A 21,998-nucleotide genomic window follows, 5' to 3' on the forward strand; every position below is an offset into this window, starting at 1 on the left:
GGGCCCGAACTCTGTCTACAGCGCTGGCAAGTCAGGCAGCAGGCGGTCGAACTCCCGCCTGACGACGGAATAGCACTCGCAGACACGGGCCTCGAGCCCCGGGCGATCGAGCACTTCAATATGCCCGTGACTATAGCGAATGAGCCCTGCGTCCTGCAGTTTCAGCGCAGCCTCCGTGACGCCCGAGCGGCGCACGCCGAGCATGTTGGCGATCAGTTCCTGCGTCATCTTCAGTTCGTTCGACGGCAAACGGTCGATGCTAAGCAGCAGCCATCGACACAGTTGCTGGTCGATCGAGTGATGACGGTTGCATACGGCTGTCTGGGCCATCTGGGTAATGAGTGCCTGGGTATAGCGCAGCAGCAGCCGCTGCACCGGTCCGGCGCGGTGAAACTCGTCTTTCAGAATCCTGGCCTCAAGCCGGTAGGCTTCGCCTGCGCTCTGCACGATCGCCCGGCTCGGCGTCGTTTCTCCGCCCATGAAAAGCGCGATGCCGATAAGTCCTTCCTTGCCGACGATCGCGATTTCTGCCGATGCGCCGTCTTCCATCACATAGAGCAGCGAGACGATCGATGTCGTAGGGAAATAGACATAGTCGAGCCGATCACCTGATTCATAAATGACCTGTCCCAAGGGCATATCGACATGCACCAGATGCGATTCAAGACGGCCCCATTCCGTTTCTGGTAGAACGGAAAGCAGACAATTTTTCTTCGGGTGATCTCTGTCCGCCATCTGCCGCTCCGTTTCTGCAGGGATACCGCACGACATTCTCGCAACCATGCGTGCCAGCCTATCGGCCGGAAGTGCATGTTCGAATTATTAGGCGACAAAAACGGGTTTCGGGCCGTTCCGGCCGCGAACGCACTCTTTGACGGCCGATTATTTCGGCGTGGAAACCCGCATGCCGCTGGCGCGCGCCGTGGGGAGGATGCCGTCACGCACAGTCGGACTCGCGCGATAGTTTGCCGACGGGCAACCGGACTGTAAATTCACTGCCGGCACCGGGGCCCGCGCTCGCGGCGAGAGCCGTACCTCCGTGCGCCTCGGCGATCGCGCTGACGACGGCGAGGCCGATCCCCAGACCGCCGGCACTGGCAGCTATCGTCCGGGTGGATTGAGCAAAAAGGTCAAAAATATGCGGCAGCAGCACCGATGATATGCCTGGCCCGTCGTCGCTGACGGACAAAACCAGACTTTGATCTTCCGCCAGCGCCGTGACGCGGATATGACCGCCCCGTGGCGTGTACTTCACCGCGTTGTGCAGGAGGTTATTGACGGCCTGCGAGAGACGGACGGGATCGCATTCGATGCGCAACGTCCGGTCGGGAATGACGACAGTCAGGGTCTGGTCGCGCGCAGCAGTCGCCAGCGCCGCGGCGTCGAGGGGATCAGCGAGAAATTCCATCAAACCGACCTCGCGCTTGACCATACGAAGCGCGCCCTGGCCGACGCGGGTGGCATCCATCAGATCGTCAGCCAGTCGGGCGATTGCATCGACCTGGCGTTCCACAGTTTCGATCATCCGGATGACGTCGGGCTGATCGGGTGACGTTCTGCGAATGACCTGGACTGCGAGTCGGAGCGGCGTCAATGGGCCACGCAGTTCGTGTGCGACGATCGCAAGGATTTCGTCTGTCACATTCGGGGCTTTTTTCTTTCCGAAGGCCGGCTGCGACCTGCTGAAGGGACTGATGGTAGCGGGTGCGGAAGGACATTCGACGTATGCTTTCGTCGAATCCGCTGGAGAGAACGGAGGCGCGCCGATGGAAGGCAGAACGAACGCCGGAAGCAGTGACATGGTGATCCCCTGGTTGCGACGCGTGAACAGCACTCGTTTTCGAAGCGCGCTTTGGCGACCGACGGGGTAGCGCGACGTACGGTTCACTCGTGGCATGTGCTGTGGTTTTTCTCGCGTCTACCTGCATCGTCAGAGCGGCCCGAAACCTGCTGCTCTGCGTGCAGGGTGGACCTTTACAGTCTCATGGTTCACGCCGGTGGAGTCTGTACGGTAGCGTGCAACCGCTCTAAGGCACTTGCTGCCGACGCGACAGTAGGGCAGATGCCGGTATGGCGGTTAACGCCAGCGTAGGCGGTAAATGGTTGTGGACCGCGCTGACCATTATGGACAGGTGCGGCGCAATGGGAGCGCCGCCACCGCGCTGGTACGGCACCGTACTGATTTCTGGCGGGTTTAGCTGCAACCTGTAAGGCCTGCGCACGCGTATGCCGTTACTTCTACTGCAACGAAACCCAACGGGCAGCGGGGCGACGGTGTACGCCCATTTCCTCGCGTCCGGTCTTCATCATGAAATACAGGGACTACTACGAGATCCTCGGCTTGCCACGCGACGCGACGCAAGACGCTATCAAGCGTGCGTATCGGAAGCTCGCGCGCAAGTATCACCCGGATCTGAACAAAGATAACGGCGCGGAAGACCACTTCAAAGAACTGGGCGAGGCTTACAAGGTGCTCAAGGACACGGAAAAACGCACCGCATATGATCGGATGGGCAGCAGTTGGCGAGACGGCCAGGATTTTCAGCCACCGCCACAGTGGGACGAAAATTTCGAGTTCACGGGAAAGGGAAACGGCGGCAGAACAACCACGGACTTCAGTGAATTTTTCGAAGCGATGTTTGGCCGTGACCGTGCAGGCGATCACTCCAGGCAGGCAGGCGGAAACGCAACGGCGAGCGATCTGGAAGGCGCTTACAGCGGCGCCCAGTGCTCGATTCCAGGACAGGATCATCACGCAAGAATCACGATCGATCTCGACGACGCCTATCGCGGCGCGCAACGCGCGATTTCGCTGGACACACCCATGCTCGATGCGCAAGGGCACGTTGCGGTGCAGTCGCGCACGCTCAATGTATCCATTCCCAAGGGCATGCGCAGCGGACAGCATCTGCGGCTCCCGGCGCAAGGCGGCGCCGGTTTCGGAGGGGGACGAGCGGGCGACCTTTACCTGGAAATCACGATACGTGACCATCCGCGCTTTCGCGTTGATGGACGCAACGTGACGCTCGATGTACCCGTCGCGCCCTGGGAGGCGGCGCTAGGCGCAAGCATCAAGGTACCGCTGCCCGACGGCGCCGTCGAAATGACCATACCGCCGGATTCCGGCGGTGGGCGGCGGTTGCGGCTCAGGGGCAGAGGCATTCCTGGCAATCCGCCTGGCGACCTATATGCGGTCTTGAAGATCGCGCTGCCGCCTGCTGACAGCGAGCGTTCGAAGGCGACCTGGAACACCATGCGCCAGGCGTTCGATTTCGACCCGCGCGCCGATTTCTACAGGTGAATCACCATGAACGAGCCGTCGACGATCTGGATTGAAGGTCACATTGTCGAAGAAGATAGCGAATTCACACTGGCGGGATTGTGTCGTGCGACGGGCGCTTCTGAAGAGCAGGTCGTTCTGTGGGTGTCGGAAGGCGCGTTAGGACCGCAGGAAGGCGCGCCGTCGGCGTGGCGTTTCAAGGGCCTGTCGCTCCGCCACACACGCATCGCGTTGCGGCTCGTGAACGAGTTCGAGATCAACGCGCCGGGCATTGCTCTTGCCCTCGACCTGCTCGAGGAAATCGACTCGTTGCGTGCACGCGTCGGGCGCTGATAGTGTCGACGATGCAGTGAAGGCGCACGCGTCGCAAATATCCGAACCATGTGGTGTCCGTTGCGACGACGATCATCGCTCAAGATCTCGCGACAAATGGTGAGATTGCGAACAGCGGTTATCGCATCGCGTTTAATCGTCTTCAAGAAGCTTTGCGCCATGCCGTTACTTTTCGGGCTGTGCACCGGTGTGGCAACACCCTTTAACCCCACCATAAGCAAAGCTCTCGGACTCTCCGCCGTGTAGCCAGGGCCGCTTCGAATAACGGTCCATCACAGCCGGTGCTTTTAGCACATTCCCGAGGCGTTTCTCAACACCTGCGAGCATGACATCCCGTACAACATCTCCGCTGTGGCCGCTGGTTGATGCCACCCGTCTCATCGCGCACCGATGGCAACAAACCGGGCAAGATTGCTATCGACAAAAAGCCAGATCCCTTCCCCATGCTCCATGTCGAGCGCATGCGTTCCGACAAATTGTCAGTGGCACGGAGTATGAGGTGCTCGCCGCGTTCCTAATCCACTTCGACATACTGCTTCGGGCCATGAGCCGGACTTGCCGTCGACGATGTGGTCTCCAGGCCGAGCGACAGAATGCCCAGATTCGAGGCGTACTGCTGGTGTCAATCAGCGGACCTCAGCGGAAGTGCATCGGGAACGTGCATTGCGGCCGACAGAAGCATTGGCGGGAGCCGATGCTATCCATTGCAGCCCGCGGGCCGGCTTCCATGGTTCCTCCCACGTCTCTTTGCCGCCAGTCGCGTCAAACCGTCGCCGCGTATCCTCTATCCGGGTGTCTATATGCGCAATCTGAAGACTTTCTATATTCTGCTGTTCGCGGTGTCGCTTGCACTCGTCTGGATTCTCCTGCCGTTTTTTAGTGCGATATTCTGGGGAACCATTTTGGCAGTCCTCTTCCAGCCGCTTCAGCGAAGACTGACAATGGCATTCGGCAATCGACCAAATATAGCTGCGCTGACGACGCTCGCGTTGTGCGTGTTGATTGTGATTCTGCCGGTAGGACTGCTGGTCGGTACGCTCGCGCAGGAAGCGACGTTCGCCTATAGCCAGATCAAGACGGGTGAATGGGATTTCGGCCTGTATTTCCAGAAGGCCACGCATGCTCTTCCTTCGATCGTGCAACGATGGCTGGCCGACGTCGGACTGGGTGACGTTGCTGGTTTGCAGGCGAAGTTAGCCGACGGGGCGGCAATGATCAGTCAGTTCATGGCAACGCAGGCGGTCACGATCGGCCAAAACACGCTGCGATTTGCGATCGGTTTTGGCGTCATGCTATACCTTGTCTTTTTCCTGTTGCGCGATGGCATCGTGATTTCCCGGCGCATTCGCGATGCGGTGCCACTGGACGACGCACACAAGCGCAAGCTTCTCGGTCGGTTCGCCACAGTGGTCAGGGCTACTGTCAAGGGCAACGTCGCCGTGGCTACTATACAGGGGTTGCTCGGCGGTCTGGCTTTCTTCGTGCTTGGCATCAAGGGCGTTCTGCTTTGGGGTACGCTGATGGCGTTCCTCTCGCTGCTGCCCGCCATCGGTTCTGCACTTGTATGGGTCCCGGTTGCTGTCTATTTCTTTCTCGCAGGGCCATTGTGGAAGGCGATCGCGCTGTTACTCTTTTGCACGTTGGTCATGGGTGCCGTCGACAACATACTACGTCCGATTCTGGTGGGCAAAGACACGCGGTTACCGGATTGGGTTGTACTGATTTCGACTCTCGGAGGGGTGTCCGTCTTTGGAATCAACGGGTTCGTGATTGGACCGCTCATCGCCGCTCTATTTGTCTCCTGCTGGGACATTTCAGTAGTGGACGATAGCGACGAAAGAACGATTCCAGAACGTCTGAAACGGTTGGAGTGCGAAGCCGAGGTGTCATCGCAAACTTTCGCAGAGGTGAGCCGTACGGACAGCGACAGTGCGATACGGGAAACCCCTTGTGAACGCAGCGACGGCAGCCGCCCCGGCGCCGACGCAGCGCATCCGTTTTTCCCGCTCCCGACCGATTGGGCCGGTTGAAGCTGGCCGGGTTGATCGCACTGAGCGATCCGCCACGCGCGGGTCGGCGAAGCTTATGACGGAGTTGCACGCGCTCGGCGCGCGGACGGTGATGGGCGTTCCAGCAGAGCGGTCACAACGTCGGTATATTCGGCGACGGTGCGAACGACGCGCCCTCGCTGCGATGGTCTTCAATGTGACATTAGCACGGGTACCGTCATTGAACTGAGGATCGTACGCGTCGTGCCGCCCATCATCAGCTCGTGCCAGCGCGCATGGCCGTAAGCGCCCATTACGAGCAGGTCGGCACCCATGTCGGCTACCTTCGACAGCAGGGCGTCGCCAGTCGACATACTGGCTCCAGTTTCAATCACAGCCACTTCGACATTGACACCGTGCCGTGCAATGACCGCGGCAATGTCGGCACCGGACACACGATTGCGAAACGGGTAGCTCTTCGCGCCGTTCACCGTGACTATGGTCGTCCGGGCTGCGTGACGCATGAATGGAAGCGCGTCGTGAGCGGCCCGGGTTGCCTCGCGACTGCCGTCCCAAGCCACCATGATGTGTTGTCCAGGCGCGGCAGATGGACGGGTGTATGGGACCAGTAGTACAGGCAACCCGATCGACATCACAAGATTTTCCGTAAAGTGATCGCCAGCGTAAGCCTCAGGATCGTTCGGATCGTCCTGTCCTGCGACGATGAGGTCGGCACATCGGCCAAGGTTTGGTACAGCGTCGGGCGGATATTGATCGACAGCGATCCATTCGCCGGATACGTTGGCCCGGCCGAGTTCCGCGCGAAACAGACGCTCTAGTGCGGCACGCCGCTCGGTGCGCATTGGCTCGTGTGACGCATAGTAATCTGCCGAGCCGGCCATCACATACAACAAACGCGGATCGGGCATAAAAAACGAGTACATGCCCGTGAGATGCGCGTCGAATCGTCTCGCCAGGCTCAACGCGAGTTCGAGACGGGGGTGCGCATGCTCGCCAGTGTCAAGACGAACAACGATGCTTCGATAGGCCATGGTGGTCGCTCAGGAAAAAAGAAAAATCACCTGACCGCGTGTGGGGGCTCACGCGTGGGCGTGCAGAGTGCTTCGCCAACGCGTACGGTCAGTCGATGGCAAAGCGACGATGCGCTCAACATTGGGCGGTCGTCGGTACGACACCGTACAGCGCCTCAAGAGAAATGCTTCAAAGAGGTTCATCGTCCGAACACTGGGCCGTTCGCTGATGGCGACCTTATGTAGCGATGAAGCCATAGATCGATGTGCTTGCGCGTACACGCAGGTGCGTCAAGACGATCAAACGGTGATTTCTGGCTCGAACCAGGTACGCAAGCGTACCGATTCCTGTCGAAACCGCGTATAGGGTATCTGTGATAACGTGAAGCCTGGATCGCGTGCCAGGACGGGTACGCTACGCTTTGCACGCCCGCTTCGTTTTGCATGCCCAATAGGCGCCCCAGTCGGCGGGCTCGTCTACGACTTCGGCCCTCAGTGCCGCGCGAAGTGATGGATCGCACCGCGCCGTCACAGCCAGCGTGATTGCCGAAAAGGGGCGCTCCAAAAATACAAGGTAGACGCTGATTGCAGCAGACGAGCGTTGATTGTTTCCGTCCTGTTCCGGATGGCCTGGCTGAAACGCAACTTTGTCGCTCAACCGCGAATCGAGTGGAAGCCTTCGTGACGCACATTAACCCTTTCGCGTTTGGACTGGACAAGAACAGCGCGAACGACGTTACGTTGTCCCCCGCTCAGTTTTCTCGAGCATGCAGCCTCCGTTTGCCCGAACCACATCGCAGTGATTCACGGCGATTGGCAGCGCTTTGCCCTTGAGGATCAGTTGATCAACGGCGGGCACAGTCTTTAGGTTGAACGGAAACGGATCATACAGGGCAGAATTCATGGACCTGTCAGGCAAAATCAACGGTTGCAACTGGACCGTGGTGGCACAGACGCACGCAGGGAGCGGTGAATTTGGTTGCCAGATCAGCACGAACATTGCCGCTCCGGCAGGCGACGTCAAGCGCGGATTCACGCACGACCAGATCTTTCTCACACCGGAGGCGGCGGTGCTTGAAGGGCTGCGGGAGGGGATGGACTGGATCGGTCTCACGACATCGCATACGATCAGCGCAAACTAGCGGGATGCATGAACGCCGGCGGGCGCATCCGGTGTAAGGCTCAGCTCGCGCCGCGACAGCCAGATGCCAGGCAACATCGGCAGCCAGAAGGTCAGGCCGCGCAGCAGGAGCGTCCCGGCTAACGCAGCTTCAACCGACACGCCGAGCAGGCTCAGCATACCGACGCACGTGGCTTCGAATGTCCCGAGTCCAACCGGAATCGGGCCAATCGTCGCCACCATCGACGCAATGGCGAAACTGACGAAGACGACCCAGAGCGGGGGTACTTCGCCGATGGCTTTGAAAAGAAGCCAAAGCGTCATCGCATCAAGCAGGAAGATGGCCAGTTGCAGACCCACGGTCTGCATGAGCAGGCGCGGGCTGTGCAGCAGCTGGGTCGGCGCATTGATTAGTTCCTGGAGCAAGGCGGTGCCGCCCAGGCACTTGCCGATCCAGGCGATGGGCTTGCGCTCGCCCCATCGTTTCAGTCCCAGGACGGCAGCCGGAACCGCGACCGTGACGATCACAAAAATCGCGACGCCGACGACCAACGGGAGGTTCATCCGATGCTGAAGCCACAGCGCGCCGGCGCTGGCGAGTACAACGATGAGATACGCGCCGTCGTAAGACACAAGACCGACCAGCATGGCCGCCATCGCAATCCCAGCAGGCACGTGCCGCCTGATCAGCCCGCGGACGACCAGCATCGTGCCGCTGATGCCACCGCTCGGTAGAACCTGATCGGTGAAGACCTTGGCTATGCCGAGCGGAACCAGGGTCCGCAGCGGCAGCGGATGGCCGGCGCGCATCAACGCCTGATGCCACACAAAGGCCGCACTGAGGTAGGTTGCTCCCTGAGCGAGGAGAGCGACGACGAGCCAGCCCGGACGCGACGATCGCGCCAGTTCGAGCATCTTCTGGATCGAGCCAAAATGCAGCACCACAAGAATGACCGCAAAAAAGCCAGCCAGGCCGATTACCCAGAGCGCGAATGTGCGCAGCCGGGATGCCTTGCCGAGGAGACCCGGTGCAACGCGCACGAATCCCGTCCCGGCGGACGGCGCCGGGCGGGGCTGAGCCGCAAACGTGTCGTCGTGTTGCACGAGGCGCGGATGGACGCAGCGGGTTCGTGGAGTGCTCATTGGATTCGAGGCGACAAGGCGACGATCGGGGACGCGCCTGTCACAGCGACTGGTCGGCGGCAAGTACCCGTGCGGTGGCTGCCGTGGACGTTGGCTGATCGTGCCGGGTCGGCACCAGTAGCACGGGACAACACGCGCTACGCACGACGCGCTCGGCGACACTCCCGAGAAAAAATCGTCGAAAGCCTCGCCTGCCATGCGTGCCGAGCACCACGAGATCGGCCTTGAATTCGCTCGCGGTTAGCCGGATACGTTCGGCAATATCCTGACCGGGCCGATCGACCTCGACGGTCAGCGGCGTGCCTGCCACGGCGTCGCGCTTCATCGCAGTCAGTGCTTCGGCCGCAAGCAGGCGACCCTCCTCGAGACATGCTTCGCGCAGGATGGAAGGGTCGTAACCGGCTGCATCGTAGGCCATCAGCGGATTGTCGACGACATAGAGAGGCTGCAGTTGCGCGTCGCTTTCGCGAGCGAGCTGCAATGCGGCTTCGAAGGCATGCGCGGAGGTCTCGCTGCCGTCGATCGCTACCAGAATCCGTTTATACATATCGACCTCAAGGTTGTTGTCAGGCGGACGCGGTTGCGCAGTTGATCTGCGCCGCAGCCGTAAGGGGAGTCGCTGGTGTGATGAAAAAAAGACTGTTTCTAAGATTGCAGGCAGCGCGAGTCCCCGGAATTGAAACACGTGGCGGTTATGTAGAGGGTGCACGCAATCGTGACAAGAATCGGTACGGGGCCGTACGAGATTCAATCCAGTCCGAACCGGCGAACGAACCACATCTTCGCAAGATGCGTCAACACGGCATAGCTCACAAGGATCAACAGGAGGCCGGCCCAGTAGGTGGGGGGCAGTGGGGTAAATCCGAGGAACGCTCCCGCCCACGTGAAGGGGATGGCGATGCCGACTGCGGCGATGATGAGGCTCGTCGCAATCAAGGCGGGGCTCGCTCGACTTTCGAAGAATGGGACCTTGGCGGTACGGATAATATGAATGATCAATGTCTGGGATAGCAGCGATTCGACAAACCAGCCCGTCTGGAAGAGGGACGGTCTGTCCCACGCGTTGAAGAAATGGAGCATCAGGAAATAGGTGACGTAATCAAATATCGAGCTGATCGGGCCGATCACCAGCATAAACTTCACGATGTTGCCGATATCCCATCGCCGTGGCACCCTCAGATATTCTGCGTCGACGTTGTCGGTCGGAATTGTGGTTTGCGAAAAGTCGTATAGCAGATTGTTGGTGAGCACCTGGATCGGCGCCATGGGCAGGAATGGCAGGATGACGCTGGCGCCGAGCACGCTGAACATGTTTCCAAAGTTCGAGCTCGCGCCCATCTTGATGTACTTCGTGATGTTGCCAAACACCTTTCTCCCCTCGAGTACGCCTTCGCCCAGTACTGCAAGGCTTTTCTCGAGCAGGATGATGTCCGCCGACTCCTTCGCGATGTCGACCGCGCTGTCGACGGACACACCGACATCCGCCGCCTTGAGCGCGGGGCCGTCGTTGATGCCATCACCCAGAAAGCCAACGACGTGTCCCTTTCGATGCAACGCGTCGATGATCGATGCCTTTTGCGACGGCGACACCTTGGCAAAGACGGAAGCGGTCTCGGCGAGATCCGCCAGTTGTCCGGGCGTCAACTGCTCGAGCTCCTTTCCGAGCACGACGCGATCCACGCCAAGACCGACCTCATGACAGATCTTGCGGGTAACAATGTCGTTGTCGCCAGTCAGGATTTTCACTTTCACGCCGCTTGCCTCCAGGGCAGCGATCGCAGCTGAAGCCGTCTCCTTCGGCGGATCGAGAAAGGCTATGTAGCCAAGGAGCGTCAGATCGGCCTCGTCGGCGACCGAGTAGGTCGCCTGTTGCACCGGCATCTCCTTGTACGCGACCGCGACGACCCGGAATCCATCTCCGTTGAGGGCAGCAGTGGTTTGCTTCGCGGTAGCGAAATGGCTGTCGTCAAGCACCCCCGTATCGCTGTTGATCGCGTAGCGGCTGCACACTGCGAACACCTCTTCGACCGCGCCCTTACAGATCAGGATGTGGGTGCCATCCGCTTGAGCGAGAACGACGGACAGGCGGCGACGCTCGAAATCGAAGGGCATCTCGTCGAGTTTGGTGTACTGCTCGTGCACCTTGAGCTGCTCATGCAACTCGACGTGCGTCAGCACGGCAACGTCGAGCAGGTTCTTCAGACCCGATTGGTGAACGCTGTTAAGGTAGGCATATTCCAGCACCTTATCCGATTCGTTACCTTGCAGATCCAGGTGACGCTTAAGGATGACGCGATCCTGCGTCAGCGTGCCGGTCTTGTCAGTGCACAGAACGTCCATCGCACCGAAATTCTGGATCGCATTCAGGCGTTTCACGATGACTTTCTTGCGCGACATCGCCATGGCGCCTTTGGCGAGATTCACAGTGACAATCATCGGCAGCATTTCTGGCGTGAGCCCCACCGCGACCGCGACAGCGAAGAGGAGCGCTTCGAACCAGTTTCCCTTCGAAATACCGTTGATCACGAACACGAGGGGAACCATCACCAGAATGAAACCTATCATCAGCCAGGTGAACCGCGTGATGCCTTTGTCGAAACTCGTCTGGACACGTTGCGCGGCGATCATTCCCGCGACGTGGCCGAAGGCCGTTCTCCCGCCTGTTAGCACGACGACGCCACAACCGATACCGCTGACGACGGCGCTACCCATGAAGCAGATATTCTGCAGATCGAAATGCGTATCGGCCGCGCCGGTCTGGGTTTGTGCCACCTTTTCGAGGGGCATGGCCTCGCCGGTGAGCGTCGACTGATTGATGAACAGATCTTTTGCGGAGAGCAGTCGCACGTCCGCCGGGATCATGTCGCCCGCCGAAAGCAGGACCACATCGCCCGGCACGAGCTGGTCGATCGGGACGTCCACGTGGTCGTGTCCATCTGCTGTCTCCCGTCGGCACACGGTAGCGGTGGTGTGCACCATCCGGCGCAGCGCGTCGGCCGCCTTGTTCGAACGGTGCTCCTGAAGAAAGCCAAGCGAGACGCTAAGGAGAACCATCAGCGAAATCATGATCGCCGCGCGTGGATCGCCGAGAAGAGATGATGCTACTGCCAGCGACAATAGCAGAAGGTTCAGGGGATTGAGCGATCGGCTGGCGAGTTCGCCGGCGATCGTGTGACGTACCTCATGCGCCACCTGGTTGTGGCCCGTTGTGCGCAGCCGCTGCGTGACTTCGTCGGCCGTGAGGCCCGCCAGCGCGCTATGCAACCGCTGTAGGGCTTCTCCAGGTGAAACGCGAGCGAACTCGGCGAGCGTGTCGCTACTCGCGCTCGACGGTGCTGCGGCCGGCGACGATGAATGCCTCAGCCAGACAGGGAGTGGGAATAGGGTGCGCAAGCCGTACTTACCATCGAGATATGGCATGGGGAGTCCCGTCGGAAGGTGAGCGTCGGTGCCGATCGCGGACCGCAAGATAAATGCAAAGCCATTCTGCGACGGACGTCCCCTCCCAGCGCGGCCGTTGCATATATCAAGATTAGGTGGTTTAGCGGACGCGCGCGTGGGTAAGTGGCGCTCAACGGGTCCATATCAACGAATGTCGCGGCATCGTGATGGCTGTCAGGAAACTGACACATGGTCAGTCGAGACTGGGTTCACTCGCATAACAACAGGCCGCCATCATGCAAAAGAATCAGGCACTCGCCGTGATGGGGCAGCGCAGTCTGTTGATGCCCGGATTTATCAAGGCAGCCCTTGCGGCAAACGATCACCTGAAGCTCTATCTGAGCGTATTGCAGGCCGCTGCCGCGCATGCAGAACATCCCGCGATAGCGAAGTGCTCGACCTGACGCCTGAGGTGGCCTCCGCACGCATCGACGCGCCCTGGCTTCGGGACATGCCGGCGAGCGGATCGCTCGTCGACCACACGCTGCTGGTACCCGAACTGACGGACGTGACAAACAATTTATGCGCTACCACGATGAAAAAGTCTGTATTCAGAACGCTGAGTGTGCTTGCGTCATTAGGTGGGCTTGCCGCTCCAATCTCGAGCCGCGCCCATGCGATCGATCCACAACTCGACTGTAAATCGAGTGCGCACGGATTTATCGCATCGCTGCTGGACGATCAGTCTATCGATTCAAGCCAATGCGCATTGAAGGAACTCCGTCAATGCGTTCCGACCAGTGCATGGCGGCAACCTGACGGCATTCGGCTTTCATGTCTATGCAGTCTTTGGCTATGAGCAGGGCGATCCGATGTTCAAACAAGGAAGCGGTGAGCCCATGACCGCATCAACGTACGGTGTCGTGGTAACCGGCGCCGCCGAGTCAGTGGAGGTATTCGCACGACAGGCCGGCAGCGACGCCGGCATCCGGGAAGTTGTGCCCCTTCTTCTTACCGCCGTTTTCTGCAACGGGCATTGAGGCGAGGACTATCCGGTACGGCACCGTACTGATTTCTCTCGCAATTGCGTGCACCGTATTTTTTACTTTCGTGAAACTACTGGAACAGGATGGTTCCGATCAGCCGTTCAATGCGGAAGTCTTGATTGATCATAAGGACGTGGTGTACCCCTCGTTCTTATCTATCGACAGGGAGCGGCTTTCGCACCGAATGGAGACCGTTGTGAAGCATATCGACCCTTACAACTTCGGACTCGACAAGAATTGCGCGAACTACGTTCCGCTGTCGCCGCTGAGCTTCATCGAAAGAGCTGCGCTGGTTTATCCGGATCGCATCGCTGTGATTCATGGGGAATGGCAAATCAGCTGGAAGGAATGCTACAACCGTTGCCGGCGTCTGGCGTCGGCGCTCAGCAAGCGCGGTATTGGGGTCGGCGACACGATTGCGCTGATGGCGCCCAACGTGCCTGCTATGTACGAGGCACATTTTGCTGTGCCGATGATCGGCGCTGTGCTGAATACCCTGAATACCCGCCTCGACGCGGAGGCTATCGGATTCATGCTGCAGCACGGTGAAGCGAAGGTCCTCATCACCGACCGGGAATATTCCGCCATTGTGGAGCGCGCCTTGCCGATGCTCGAAGAGCGGCCGCTCGTTATCGACATCGATGACCCTGAGCATCAAGGTGGGAAGCTTCTTGGCGAAAAAGATTACGAAGCGTTCCTGCTCGAAGGGGATGCGAACTTCGAGTGGTCGTTGCCCGAAGACGAATGGGATGCGATTGCTCTCAACTATACCTCCGGCACCACCGGCAATCCCAAGGGCGTGGTTTACCACCATCGTGGCGCGTACCTCAATGCGGTGTCGAACATCCTGTCTTTGGGCATGCCGCACCACTCGGTCTATCTGTGGACCCTGCCCATGTTTCACTGTAATGGCTGGTGCTATCCGTGGACTATGGCAGCGAATGCTGGCACCAACGTGTGTTTGCGTCGCGTAGAAGCGAGAGCGATTTTCGATGCGATCAAGAGGCATAAGGTGACACATTTCTGTGCAGCACCGATCGTGCACAGCATGCTCATCAGCGCGCCGGATGAAATGCGTGTTGGTATCGAGCAGAGGGTTAGCGGCTGCATTGCGGGCGCCGCACCACCCGCGTCGGTCATCGAGGGGATGGAGCGGATAGGTTTCGACATTACCCACGTGTACGGTCTCACAGAGACCTACGGTCCCGCCGCTGTATGCGCGAAGCAGGATGGCTGGAGCAAACTGCCTCTCGAACAACGCGCAGAACTCAATGGTCGCCAAGGTGTGCGGGCGCCCATGCAGGAGGGCATGACGGTGCTGGTTCCGGCGACCATGCAGCCCGTGCCGTGGGATGGTCAGACGATTGGCGAAATCATGTTCCGCGGCAATCCGATTATGAAGGGATACCTAAAGAATCCCCGTGAGACAGAAAAGGAGTTCGCCGGCGGCTGGTTCCATAGTGGTGATCTGGCGGTGGTCGACTCCGACGGTTACGTCAAGATCAGGGATCGCTCCAAGGACGTGATCATTTCGGGCGGTGAAAACATCTCGTCGCTCGAGGTAGAGGATGTTTTGTATCGCCATGCTGCGGTAATCGGCGCTGCGGTGGTGGCACGACCCGACGAAAAATGGGGAGAGGTAGCGTGCGCCTTTGTCGAACTCAAGGAAGGCGGCCTGGTTACCGAACTGGAACTCATCGAATTCTGCCGGGAACGCATGGCCCGCTTCAAGGTGCCGAAGAAAATCGTCTTCGGGCCATTGGCAAGAACCGGGGCCGGCAAGATTCAGAAATTCGTTTTGCGCGAACAGGCCAAAGCGCTCTAAAGAACTGACACCCGCCACTGCAGTGAGCGAACCATGAAGATACTCGTTACCGTTAAACGCGTCCTTGATTCGAATGTCAAGGTTCACGTGAACGCAGACGAAAGCGGTGTGGACCTCGCCAACGTCAAAATGTCCATGAACCCATTCGACGAGATCGCCGTCGAGGAGGCGGTTCGGCTGAAAGAAGCGGGCATTGCGACGGAGGTGGTCGCGGTGTCGTGCGGCGTTGCGAAATGCCAGGAGACGCTGCGTACCGCTCTCGCGATTGGCGCGGATCGAGCCATTCTGGTGGATACAGATGTCGAACTTCAACCGCTGGCCGTCGCCAAACTGGTGAAGGCGCTAGTCGAAAAGGAACAGGCGCAACTGGTTTTCTGCGGCAAACAGGCGATCGACGATGATGCCAATCAGACCGGCCAGATGCTGGCGGCGCTAATGGGCTGGGGTCAGGCCACGTTTGCTTCGAAGGTCGTCGTCGCGGATAACACGGCCACGGTCACGCGCGAGATAGATGGCGGCCTGGAGACGCTGGAGTTCAAGCTCCCTGTTGTCGTCACCACCGATCTGCGGCTAAACGAACCGCGTTACGCGACCTTGCCCAACATCATGAAGGCGAAGAAAAAGACGCTCGATACGCTCACGCCCGAATCGCTTGGGGTAGACGTCACTCCGCGGCTGGAGACCCTCGCGGTAACGGAGCCGGCCAAGCGCGTTGCCGGTATTCGCGTAGCAGACGTCAGGCAGTTGATCGAAAAGCTCAAGAACGAAGCGAAGGTGATCTGAATGGCTATCCTCGTAATCGCGGAGCACGACCACGTGTCGGTCAAGGGTGCGACGCTAAACGCCATCACCGCGGCGAAGCAGATCGGCGACGATGTTCATGTGCTGGTAGCGGGCAGAGATTGCGCGGCTGCGGCACAGGCAGTCGCAAAGATCGACGGCGTCAAGAAGGTGCGCGTGGCCGACGCCATGCACTACGTCGACCAGACCGCTGAGAACGTCGCCGCCCTGGTCATCGCCAATGCCGACGGTTACACCCACATCCTGGCACCTGCCACCACCTTCGGCAAGAACATGCTGCCACGTGTTGCCGCGCTACTGGATGTGGCGCAAATCTCCGACATCGTTGCAGTGAAGTCCGCCGACACCTTTGTGCGACCGATTTACGCCGGCAATGCGCTCGCGACTGTCAAGTCTCACGACGCGGTAAAGGTCATCACGGTGCGCACTACCGGTTTCGACGCCGCTGGCCCGGGCGGTGTCGCGACAGTCGAAGCGCTGCCCCCGGGTCCCGATCTTGGCCTGTCGAAACTGACAAGCCGCCAACTGACGAAGTCGGCGCGGCCTGAACTCGGTGACGCAAAAATCATCGTCTCCGGCGGCCGGGGTTTGGGCAACGGCGAGAACTACCACCGCCTGCTTGATCCGCTGGCTGACAAGCTGGGCGCCGCGCTCGGCGCTTCGCGCGCCGCAGTGGACGCCGGCTTCGTACCCAACGACTATCAGGTCGGCCAAACCGGCAAGATCGTGGCGCCTGATCTATACGTAGCGGTCGGCATCTCCGGTGCAATCCAGCATCTCGCCGGCATGAAAGACTCAAAGGTGATCGTCGCTATCAACAAGGATGGAGATGCACCGATCTTCCAGGTGGCGGATTATGGCCTGGTGGCTGATTTGTTCGAGGCACTACCCGAACTCTGCGGCTTGCTTGACTGAACCCGGACGGGCTCGCTGCGAAGGACACAAACATGACAACTTACGTGGCACCGACGCGCGACATGCTGTTCGCGATGAACGAACTGGCTGGCCTTGCCGAAATCGCAGCGTTACCCGGCAATGAAGAAGTGACGACCGACGTTGTGGAAGCGATTCTGGACGAGGCAGCTAGGTTTGCGACGGAGGTTCTCGCACCCATTAACGCTCAAGGCGACCGCCAGGGCTGCACTTGCAAGAACGGACACGTCACGACCGCGGACGGGTTCAAGGCGGCCTACAGCAAGTTCGTCGAAAGCGGCTGGAACGCGATGCCGGGCAGCCCCGACTTCGGCGGCCAGGGTCTGCCGTCCCTGGTGTCCACGGCGGTACTCGAAATGTGGAAAGCGTCCAATATGGCCTTTTCACTTTGCCAGATGCTGACCCTCGGCGCGGTGGCGGCCATCGCGCATCACGGCTCCGAGCGGGACAAGCAGCGTTACCTGCCGAAGATGGTGTCGGGCGAATGGACCGGCACGATGAATCTCACAGAATCGCAAGCCGGCTCTGATCTCTCCGCTGTCCGCACCAAGGCTGCACCTGAAGGTGATCACTACCGCATTAGCGGCACGAAGATCTTTATCACGTGGGGTGAGCACGACATGGCGGAAAACATTATCCACATGGTGCTCGCACGCCTGCCAGATGCGCCCGAGGGTACGAAGGGGATCTCACTCTTCGTCGTCCCCAAATTTCTGGTGAACGCCGACGGCAGCCTGGGCGAGCGCAACGATCTCATCTGCGCGTCGATCGAGCACAAGATGGGTATCCACGGCAGTCCGACCGCGGTCATGGCGTTCGGCGAGAATGAAGGTGCCATTGGCTACCTGGTGGGCGAAGCGAACCGAGGTCTTGGGTGCATGTTCACCATGATGAACCATGCGCGTCTCAATGTGGGCCTCGAAGGCGTGGCTATTTCCGAGCGTGCCTATCAGCAGGCGCTTGGCTATGCACGCGAGCGCATTCAAAGTCGCCCCATCGGCGCGACGAGCCTGGACCCCGTGGCGATCATTCAGCACCCGGATGTCCGGCGCATGTTGATGGACATGAAAGCGCGAATTGAAGCCATGCGCGCATTGGCTTATTTCGTCGCTGCCCAGATGGATAAGGCGCAATCCCATCCCGACGCAGCAGAGCGGCAGAAGTGCCAGGCCATGACGGATCTTTTGACACCCGTTGTCAAAGGATGGTGTACAGAAAACGCCGTCGACATCACTTCCGCCGGGATTCAGGTGCACGGTGGCGTCGGATTTATTGAGGAAACAGGAGCCTGTCAGCACATGCGCGATGCGCGCATCACGACGATCTACGAGGGTACGACCGGGATTCAGGCCAACGATCTGATCGGCAGGAAGGTAGCGCGCGACCAGGGAGCCGCGGTCAAACTGCTGCTGGGCGAGATGAACCGCACGCTGGCCACCCTCGAAGCTGCAGATGACAGGGAACTTCGCGTCATCGCAGGGTCGCTGCAGGGCGGCACAGTGGCGCTGGAAAACGCAACCGGGTGGCTGCTGTCGACCTACGACCGCGACCCGGCGAGTGCTGCGGCCGGCGCGGTGCCTTACCTCAAGTTGTTGGGCACGGTGACGGGGGGCTGGCTCATGGCCCGTGCGGCGTTGGTCGCCGCGGAAAAGCACGCGCCCCCCGGGAGCGACTTCTACCGGGCCAAGAAAGTCACTGCACGTTTTTATGCCGAACACGTCCTGCCCGAGGTACACGCTTTCCGCGCGGCAATCGTCGACGGTGCGGGCTCGGTTCTCGCACTGGACGAGTCGCTGTTCTGAGCGAATCGCAAGTTACAGGAGTAAGGCTATGAACGAGCTCAACGGCTATGACATCGAAGACCTTTCGGTCGACATGAGCGCGACTTTCTCCAAGACGATTACCGAAGCGGATATCGTGCTGTTTGCCGGTGTGTCGGGCGACAACAACGCCCTGCATATTAACGAAGAGTTTGCCGTTACCACGTCCTTCGGCGGGCGAATCGCACACGGCTTTCTGACCGCCAGCGTGATTTCGGCCGCCATCGCCAACAAGCTGCCCGGGCCGGGAACGATCTACTTGCGCCAGACGCTGGCGTTCCGCGCTCCGGTGCGCCCCGGCGATACGGTACACGCCACGGTTCGCGTGAAGGAGGTGCTGCACGAAAAGCGTCGCGTGGTCCTTGAGACGATGTGCCGCGTGCGCGGCACTGTCGTCATCGATGGCGAGGCGCTGGTCATGGTCACGTCAGGTGAAGGACGTTTGGCTTTGGCGCGGGAGCATCGAATCACGCAGACCCCACAAAACGATCGGGTGGTGCCGTCTGAGGAGCGGCAGATGCCGGAGATCACGGCCTGAAGTATGACCAACGGGGCAGCGATCAATGCTGACGCGTCGATCAATACCCATTCACTGGAGACAAGCATGGCAACTGAAACCAACCCCCTCGCCGAGATGACGAGGATGATGCAGGAGTTCAAGGTCCCGGGGCTAGATATGGCACCGATCATCGAGTCGAGGCGCAAGGACATGACCGCCCTCGTTGAGGCCAGTGAGGCCGCCCAGGTGGCGATGCAGGCGCTCGTGCGCAAGCAGGCCGAGATTGTGACCGAGGCAATCCAGGGGATCCAGGAATCTGCCAAAGCCCTGGTCGCCGGCGGCGCCAACGCCCCGAACCCTACCAGGCAGGCAGCGTTGGTGAGCGACGCTTATCAGAAGGCGCTCGCCGATATGAAGGACCTTGCGGAGATGGCGCGCAAGTCGCAGGTAGACGCAATGGCCATCATCACGAAGCGGGGCACGGACAGTCTGGCAGAAACGAAAAAGCTGATGCAGGCCAGATAGTGGCACGGCAATGGATACGCGTCGGTTGCAGAGGTCGCTGCGTATCCTGACACAATGGAGAACTCAATGACATCGCCTTCCCAGGTTCCGGACGAATTTGTCCAGGGGTTCATCAAGTCAGGGCAGAGCCTGTGGGAGGCAATGGTGTATCCAGCCGGAATGTTCCCTCGCGCAGACGCCGTGTCGGTGGGCGCGGATGGAACGGGTGGTGTTGGAGTGCTCGCCGAACTGCAACTGAATTATTTCCAGCAGCAACTCGCGCTATGGACGCGGATGATGGCGAGCGTTGCGGGCCAGCCGGACAACGCCACGAGTGCATCAGAAAAGGGAGACCGCCGCTTCAAGGCCACTGCATGGCGAGACGTCTTCGCCTACAGTCTGCTAAAGCAGGGTTACCTGCTCAATTCCCGCCTGGTCAGTGACATGGTCGAGGCGGCTGATCTTGATGAACCCACAAGGCAGCGGCTTTCTTTCTACACGCGCCAGTTCATCGACTCGATGAGCCCGGCCAATTTCGCCGCGACCAATCCGGAGGTGATGCAACTCGCCTTCGAAACCGGAGGCCAAAGCTTGAGGGCCGGCTTCGAAAACCTGCTCAAGGACATGGGCCAGGGTGCCCTTTCAATCACCGACCAGACCGCATTCGAGATCGGCAAGAATGTCGCGGTGTCCGAAGGCGCTGTTGTGTTCGAGAACGAACTGTTCCAGCTGATCCAGTACGCTCCGCTCACCGATCAGGTGGCGACGCGACCGCTGCTGATCGTGCCGCCGTGCATCAACAAGTTTTACATCTTCGACCTGCAGCCCGCAAATTCGTTCGTTCGCTTTGCCGCAGAGCAGGGCAATACGGTCTTTCTGGTGTCCTGGCGAAACCCCGATGCCGCGTGCGGCCATTTTACGTGGGATGACTACCTAAGTCAGGGCGCGATTCGTGCCATCGAGGTAGCGCTCGCAATCAGTGGCGCAGATAAGCTGAACGCGCTCGGCTGGTGCGTGGGCGGCACGATCCTGTCGTCGGCGCTCGCAGTGCTACGTGCACGCAGCGACACATCAGTGGCTAGCCTGACTTTGCTGACCACCATGCTCGACTTCTGCGACCCAGGCGAACTGGGCATATTCATTGATGAGCAGGGCGTCAGCGCTCGCGAACGGAGCATCGGCAAGGGAGGCATCTATCCGGGAACGGAGCTTGGATTCGTATTCCAGACGCTGCGCGCCAACGACCTGATCTGGCCAAACGTCATCAACAACTATCTCAAGGGCAAGGTGCCTGAGGCCTTCGATCTGCTGTACTGGAACGCCGACAGTACCAACCTGCCCGGACCCATGTATGCCTGGTACATGCGAAACATGTACCTCGAGAATAATCTGTGCGTGCAGGACATCTATTTTGATGACGAGGCGTGGGGTGTCCGCTATCTCGTGATCGATACTGGAAGCTGGACGACCGAAAGGCAGGTGCTGATTTCGCCATACTCGGTCGGCCACACAGATCTGGCTGCTGATGTTGTCCACCTGGATTTGACGCGCCAACAGGTGAAGGACAGCCCGGGCATCGATACGCACAAGCCGGTTTCGCGCCAGCACGTGGCCGGATACTTGAGGTACTACTCCGCTGCATTGGGGCGGCCCCAACCTGTGGGGAATGGGGGAGTACCCCGTGCCGGGCTTCATCGGTACAGCGCCCGTACGTCAGCAACTTTCGCTGTACGGCGACAAGCCGCCGGGAGATGTTCATCTACACAGCGCGAGTCATGTTGAACGCTACGTCATCGAGGCCGCCGATGGCAGCGTCGGCCATGTCCGCGGGTTTATTTTCGACGATGAAGCGTGGGTTGTCCGCTGTTTTATTGTCGACACTCGCAACTGGTGGCCGGGCGGCAAGGAAGTGTTGCTGGCGACGCAGTGGATCGACGTTATCGACTGGTTTGCCTCTTCGGTTTCGACGTCGCTAACGCGGGAAGCCATCAAGGCCAGTCCAGAGTCGAGCCTGATCGACCGTGCTTATGAAGCCAAACTTCACGACTTTTATCAAAAGAGCGGCTATTGGATCGAAGAAAAGGGTAGCGGCCCGGCGTGAAGCACGGCTGACGTGTAGCATCGAAAGGCTCAGCGGCAACCAGTCAACCTCCCTGCCCACGCCATAAAAGTCGATAGGCTCTAATGTGGCGCAGGTGCCCGTGAACGCGAGTTGGATAAAGTCAGCTCGTCGACGAAGGTGTCCCGTGCAAGCGAAGACTGACCCTTGCCGAGGCAAGGTTTAGCGATCAGGA

Annotated in this window: 20 protein-coding genes; 14 read left to right on the top strand and 6 right to left on the bottom strand. The window is 59.6% G+C overall.

Annotated features, from left to right (window positions below; all coding sequences use genetic code 11):
* Positions 1 to 15 precede the first annotated feature (15 nt).
* Positions 16 to 735, bottom strand: a complete 720-nt coding sequence (locus C2L65_RS42310) for a Crp/Fnr family transcriptional regulator (RefSeq protein ID WP_042312113.1) — start codon at positions 733 to 735, stop codon at positions 16 to 18.
* 202 nt (positions 736 to 937) lie between these two features.
* Positions 938 to 1,801, bottom strand: coding sequence for a sensor histidine kinase (locus tag C2L65_RS42315; protein ID WP_158660435.1), 864 nt, complete (start codon positions 1,799 to 1,801; stop codon positions 938 to 940).
* A gap of 507 nt (positions 1,802 to 2,308) precedes the next feature.
* On the opposite strand from C2L65_RS42315, the gene C2L65_RS42320 reads away from it, so the two are divergent.
* The 3 genes from C2L65_RS42320 to C2L65_RS42330 all read left to right on the top strand — a co-directional run bounded on the left by C2L65_RS42320 (position 2,309) and on the right by C2L65_RS42330 (position 5,643).
* On the top strand, positions 2,309 to 3,301 hold the full coding sequence (locus C2L65_RS42320) for a DnaJ C-terminal domain-containing protein (protein WP_042312115.1): 993 nt from the start codon (positions 2,309 to 2,311) through the stop codon (positions 3,299 to 3,301).
* A gap of 6 nt (positions 3,302 to 3,307) precedes the next feature.
* Positions 3,308 to 3,613: a chaperone modulator CbpM gene (locus C2L65_RS42325; RefSeq protein ID WP_042312118.1), complete on the top strand. Its 306-nt coding sequence runs from the start codon at positions 3,308 to 3,310 to the stop codon at positions 3,611 to 3,613.
* An 800-nt stretch (positions 3,614 to 4,413) separates the two neighbouring features.
* On the top strand, positions 4,414 to 5,643 hold the full coding sequence (locus C2L65_RS42330) for an AI-2E family transporter (RefSeq protein ID WP_081921220.1): 1,230 nt from the start codon (positions 4,414 to 4,416) through the stop codon (positions 5,641 to 5,643).
* A 170-nt stretch (positions 5,644 to 5,813) separates the two neighbouring features.
* Here the strand turns inward: C2L65_RS42330 and C2L65_RS42335 are convergent, their stop codons facing one another.
* Complete coding sequence (locus C2L65_RS42335) at positions 5,814 to 6,653, bottom strand: universal stress protein (RefSeq protein ID WP_042312120.1); 840 nt, start codon at positions 6,651 to 6,653, stop codon at positions 5,814 to 5,816.
* An 881-nt stretch (positions 6,654 to 7,534) separates the two neighbouring features.
* On the opposite strand from C2L65_RS42335, the gene C2L65_RS42340 reads away from it, so the two are divergent.
* Positions 7,535 to 7,774: a hypothetical protein gene (locus C2L65_RS42340; RefSeq protein ID WP_042312121.1), complete on the top strand. Its 240-nt coding sequence runs from the start codon at positions 7,535 to 7,537 to the stop codon at positions 7,772 to 7,774.
* On the opposite strand, the gene C2L65_RS42345 is transcribed toward C2L65_RS42340, so the two are convergent.
* The 3 genes from C2L65_RS42345 to mgtA all read right to left on the bottom strand — a co-directional run bounded on the left by C2L65_RS42345 (position 7,771) and on the right by mgtA (position 12,315).
* The gene (locus C2L65_RS42345) at positions 7,771 to 8,895 is read right to left on the bottom strand and encodes a lysylphosphatidylglycerol synthase transmembrane domain-containing protein (RefSeq protein WP_042312123.1); all 1,125 of its coding nucleotides are present in this window, start codon (positions 8,893 to 8,895) and stop codon (positions 7,771 to 7,773) included. The two genes, C2L65_RS42340 and C2L65_RS42345, sit on opposite strands and share 4 nt — an antisense overlap.
* 40 nt (positions 8,896 to 8,935) lie before the next feature.
* Positions 8,936 to 9,442: a universal stress protein gene (locus C2L65_RS42350; RefSeq protein ID WP_042312124.1), complete on the bottom strand. Its 507-nt coding sequence runs from the start codon at positions 9,440 to 9,442 to the stop codon at positions 8,936 to 8,938.
* A 200-nt stretch (positions 9,443 to 9,642) separates the two neighbouring features.
* Positions 9,643 to 12,315 (bottom strand): magnesium-translocating P-type ATPase, encoded by a 2,673-nt coding sequence (gene mgtA / locus C2L65_RS42355; RefSeq protein ID WP_081921222.1) that lies wholly within the window; start codon positions 12,313 to 12,315, stop codon positions 9,643 to 9,645.
* Between the two features lie 257 nt (positions 12,316 to 12,572).
* Here mgtA and C2L65_RS46895 point away from each other — a divergent pair, with 257 nt between their 5' ends.
* From C2L65_RS46895 to C2L65_RS45970, 10 genes are all read left to right on the top strand, one after another.
* Entirely contained in the window at positions 12,573 to 12,740 is a 168-nt protein-coding gene (locus C2L65_RS46895) for a hypothetical protein (RefSeq protein ID WP_233446761.1), read from the top strand.
* A 336-nt stretch (positions 12,741 to 13,076) separates the two neighbouring features.
* Positions 13,077 to 13,316 carry a hypothetical protein gene (locus C2L65_RS46900; RefSeq protein ID WP_233446762.1) on the top strand — a complete coding sequence of 80 codons (240 nt, stop codon included), beginning with the start codon at positions 13,077 to 13,079 and terminating at the stop codon, positions 13,314 to 13,316.
* 190 nt (positions 13,317 to 13,506) lie between these two features.
* Complete coding sequence (locus C2L65_RS42370) at positions 13,507 to 15,147, top strand: acyl-CoA synthetase (RefSeq protein ID WP_042312126.1); 1,641 nt, start codon at positions 13,507 to 13,509, stop codon at positions 15,145 to 15,147.
* Positions 15,148 to 15,180: 33 nt separating this feature from the next.
* Complete coding sequence (locus tag C2L65_RS42375; protein WP_042312127.1) at positions 15,181 to 15,930, top strand: electron transfer flavoprotein subunit beta/FixA family protein; 750 nt, start codon at positions 15,181 to 15,183, stop codon at positions 15,928 to 15,930.
* Positions 15,931 to 16,863, top strand: a complete 933-nt coding sequence (locus C2L65_RS42380; RefSeq protein ID WP_042312128.1) for an electron transfer flavoprotein subunit alpha/FixB family protein — start codon at positions 15,931 to 15,933, stop codon at positions 16,861 to 16,863. It abuts the gene before it with no gap.
* 32 nt (positions 16,864 to 16,895) lie between these two features.
* A complete protein-coding gene (locus tag C2L65_RS42385) occupies positions 16,896 to 18,683 on the top strand; it encodes an acyl-CoA dehydrogenase (RefSeq protein WP_042312130.1) in 1,788 nt (595 codons plus the stop codon).
* Between the two features lie 28 nt (positions 18,684 to 18,711).
* On the top strand, positions 18,712 to 19,239 hold the full coding sequence (locus C2L65_RS42390) for a MaoC family dehydratase (protein WP_081921224.1): 528 nt from the start codon (positions 18,712 to 18,714) through the stop codon (positions 19,237 to 19,239).
* Between the two features lie 66 nt (positions 19,240 to 19,305).
* Positions 19,306 to 19,725 carry a TIGR01841 family phasin gene (gene phaP / locus C2L65_RS42395; RefSeq protein ID WP_042312185.1) on the top strand — a complete coding sequence of 140 codons (420 nt, stop codon included), beginning with the start codon at positions 19,306 to 19,308 and terminating at the stop codon, positions 19,723 to 19,725.
* Between the two features lie 66 nt (positions 19,726 to 19,791).
* A complete protein-coding gene (locus tag C2L65_RS42400; protein WP_081921241.1) occupies positions 19,792 to 21,486 on the top strand; it encodes an alpha/beta fold hydrolase in 1,695 nt (564 codons plus the stop codon).
* On the top strand, positions 21,386 to 21,805 hold the full coding sequence (locus C2L65_RS45970) for a hypothetical protein (protein WP_156132354.1): 420 nt from the start codon (positions 21,386 to 21,388) through the stop codon (positions 21,803 to 21,805). Before C2L65_RS42400 ends, C2L65_RS45970 begins: the two co-directional genes overlap by 101 nt.
* Positions 21,806 to 21,998: the final 193 nt, after the last annotated feature.

Source organism: Paraburkholderia terrae (assembly GCF_002902925.1).
In the GTDB taxonomy this organism is placed as follows: Bacteria; Pseudomonadota; Gammaproteobacteria; order Burkholderiales; family Burkholderiaceae; genus Paraburkholderia; species Paraburkholderia terrae.

Coding starts and splice junctions, on each gene's coding strand:
- C2L65_RS42315 (WP_158660435.1), bottom strand. CDS start 1,801: ATGTCACTGCTTCCGGCGTTCGTTCTGCCTTCCATCGGCGCGCCTCCG.
- C2L65_RS42350 (WP_042312124.1), bottom strand. CDS start 9,442: ATGTATAAACGGATTCTGGTAGCGATCGACGGCAGCGAGACCTCCGCG.
- C2L65_RS42310 (WP_042312113.1), bottom strand. CDS start 735: ATGGCGGACAGAGATCACCCGAAGAAAAATTGTCTGCTTTCCGTTCTA.
- C2L65_RS42340 (WP_042312121.1), top strand. CDS start 7,535: ATGGACCTGTCAGGCAAAATCAACGGTTGCAACTGGACCGTGGTGGCA.
- C2L65_RS42320 (WP_042312115.1), top strand. CDS start 2,309: ATGAAATACAGGGACTACTACGAGATCCTCGGCTTGCCACGCGACGCG.
- C2L65_RS42380 (WP_042312128.1), top strand. CDS start 15,931: ATGGCTATCCTCGTAATCGCGGAGCACGACCACGTGTCGGTCAAGGGT.
- C2L65_RS42400 (WP_081921241.1), top strand. CDS start 19,792: ATGACATCGCCTTCCCAGGTTCCGGACGAATTTGTCCAGGGGTTCATC.
- C2L65_RS42370 (WP_042312126.1), top strand. CDS start 13,507: ATGGAGACCGTTGTGAAGCATATCGACCCTTACAACTTCGGACTCGAC.
- C2L65_RS42345 (WP_042312123.1), bottom strand. CDS start 8,895: ATGAGCACTCCACGAACCCGCTGCGTCCATCCGCGCCTCGTGCAACAC.
- phaP (WP_042312185.1), top strand. CDS start 19,306: ATGGCAACTGAAACCAACCCCCTCGCCGAGATGACGAGGATGATGCAG.
- C2L65_RS42335 (WP_042312120.1), bottom strand. CDS start 6,653: ATGGCCTATCGAAGCATCGTTGTTCGTCTTGACACTGGCGAGCATGCG.
- C2L65_RS42390 (WP_081921224.1), top strand. CDS start 18,712: ATGAACGAGCTCAACGGCTATGACATCGAAGACCTTTCGGTCGACATG.
- C2L65_RS42325 (WP_042312118.1), top strand. CDS start 3,308: ATGAACGAGCCGTCGACGATCTGGATTGAAGGTCACATTGTCGAAGAA.
- mgtA (WP_081921222.1), bottom strand. CDS start 12,315: ATGCCATATCTCGATGGTAAGTACGGCTTGCGCACCCTATTCCCACTC.
- C2L65_RS46895 (WP_233446761.1), top strand. CDS start 12,573: ATGCAAAAGAATCAGGCACTCGCCGTGATGGGGCAGCGCAGTCTGTTG.
- C2L65_RS42375 (WP_042312127.1), top strand. CDS start 15,181: ATGAAGATACTCGTTACCGTTAAACGCGTCCTTGATTCGAATGTCAAG.
- C2L65_RS42330 (WP_081921220.1), top strand. CDS start 4,414: ATGCGCAATCTGAAGACTTTCTATATTCTGCTGTTCGCGGTGTCGCTT.
- C2L65_RS42385 (WP_042312130.1), top strand. CDS start 16,896: ATGACAACTTACGTGGCACCGACGCGCGACATGCTGTTCGCGATGAAC.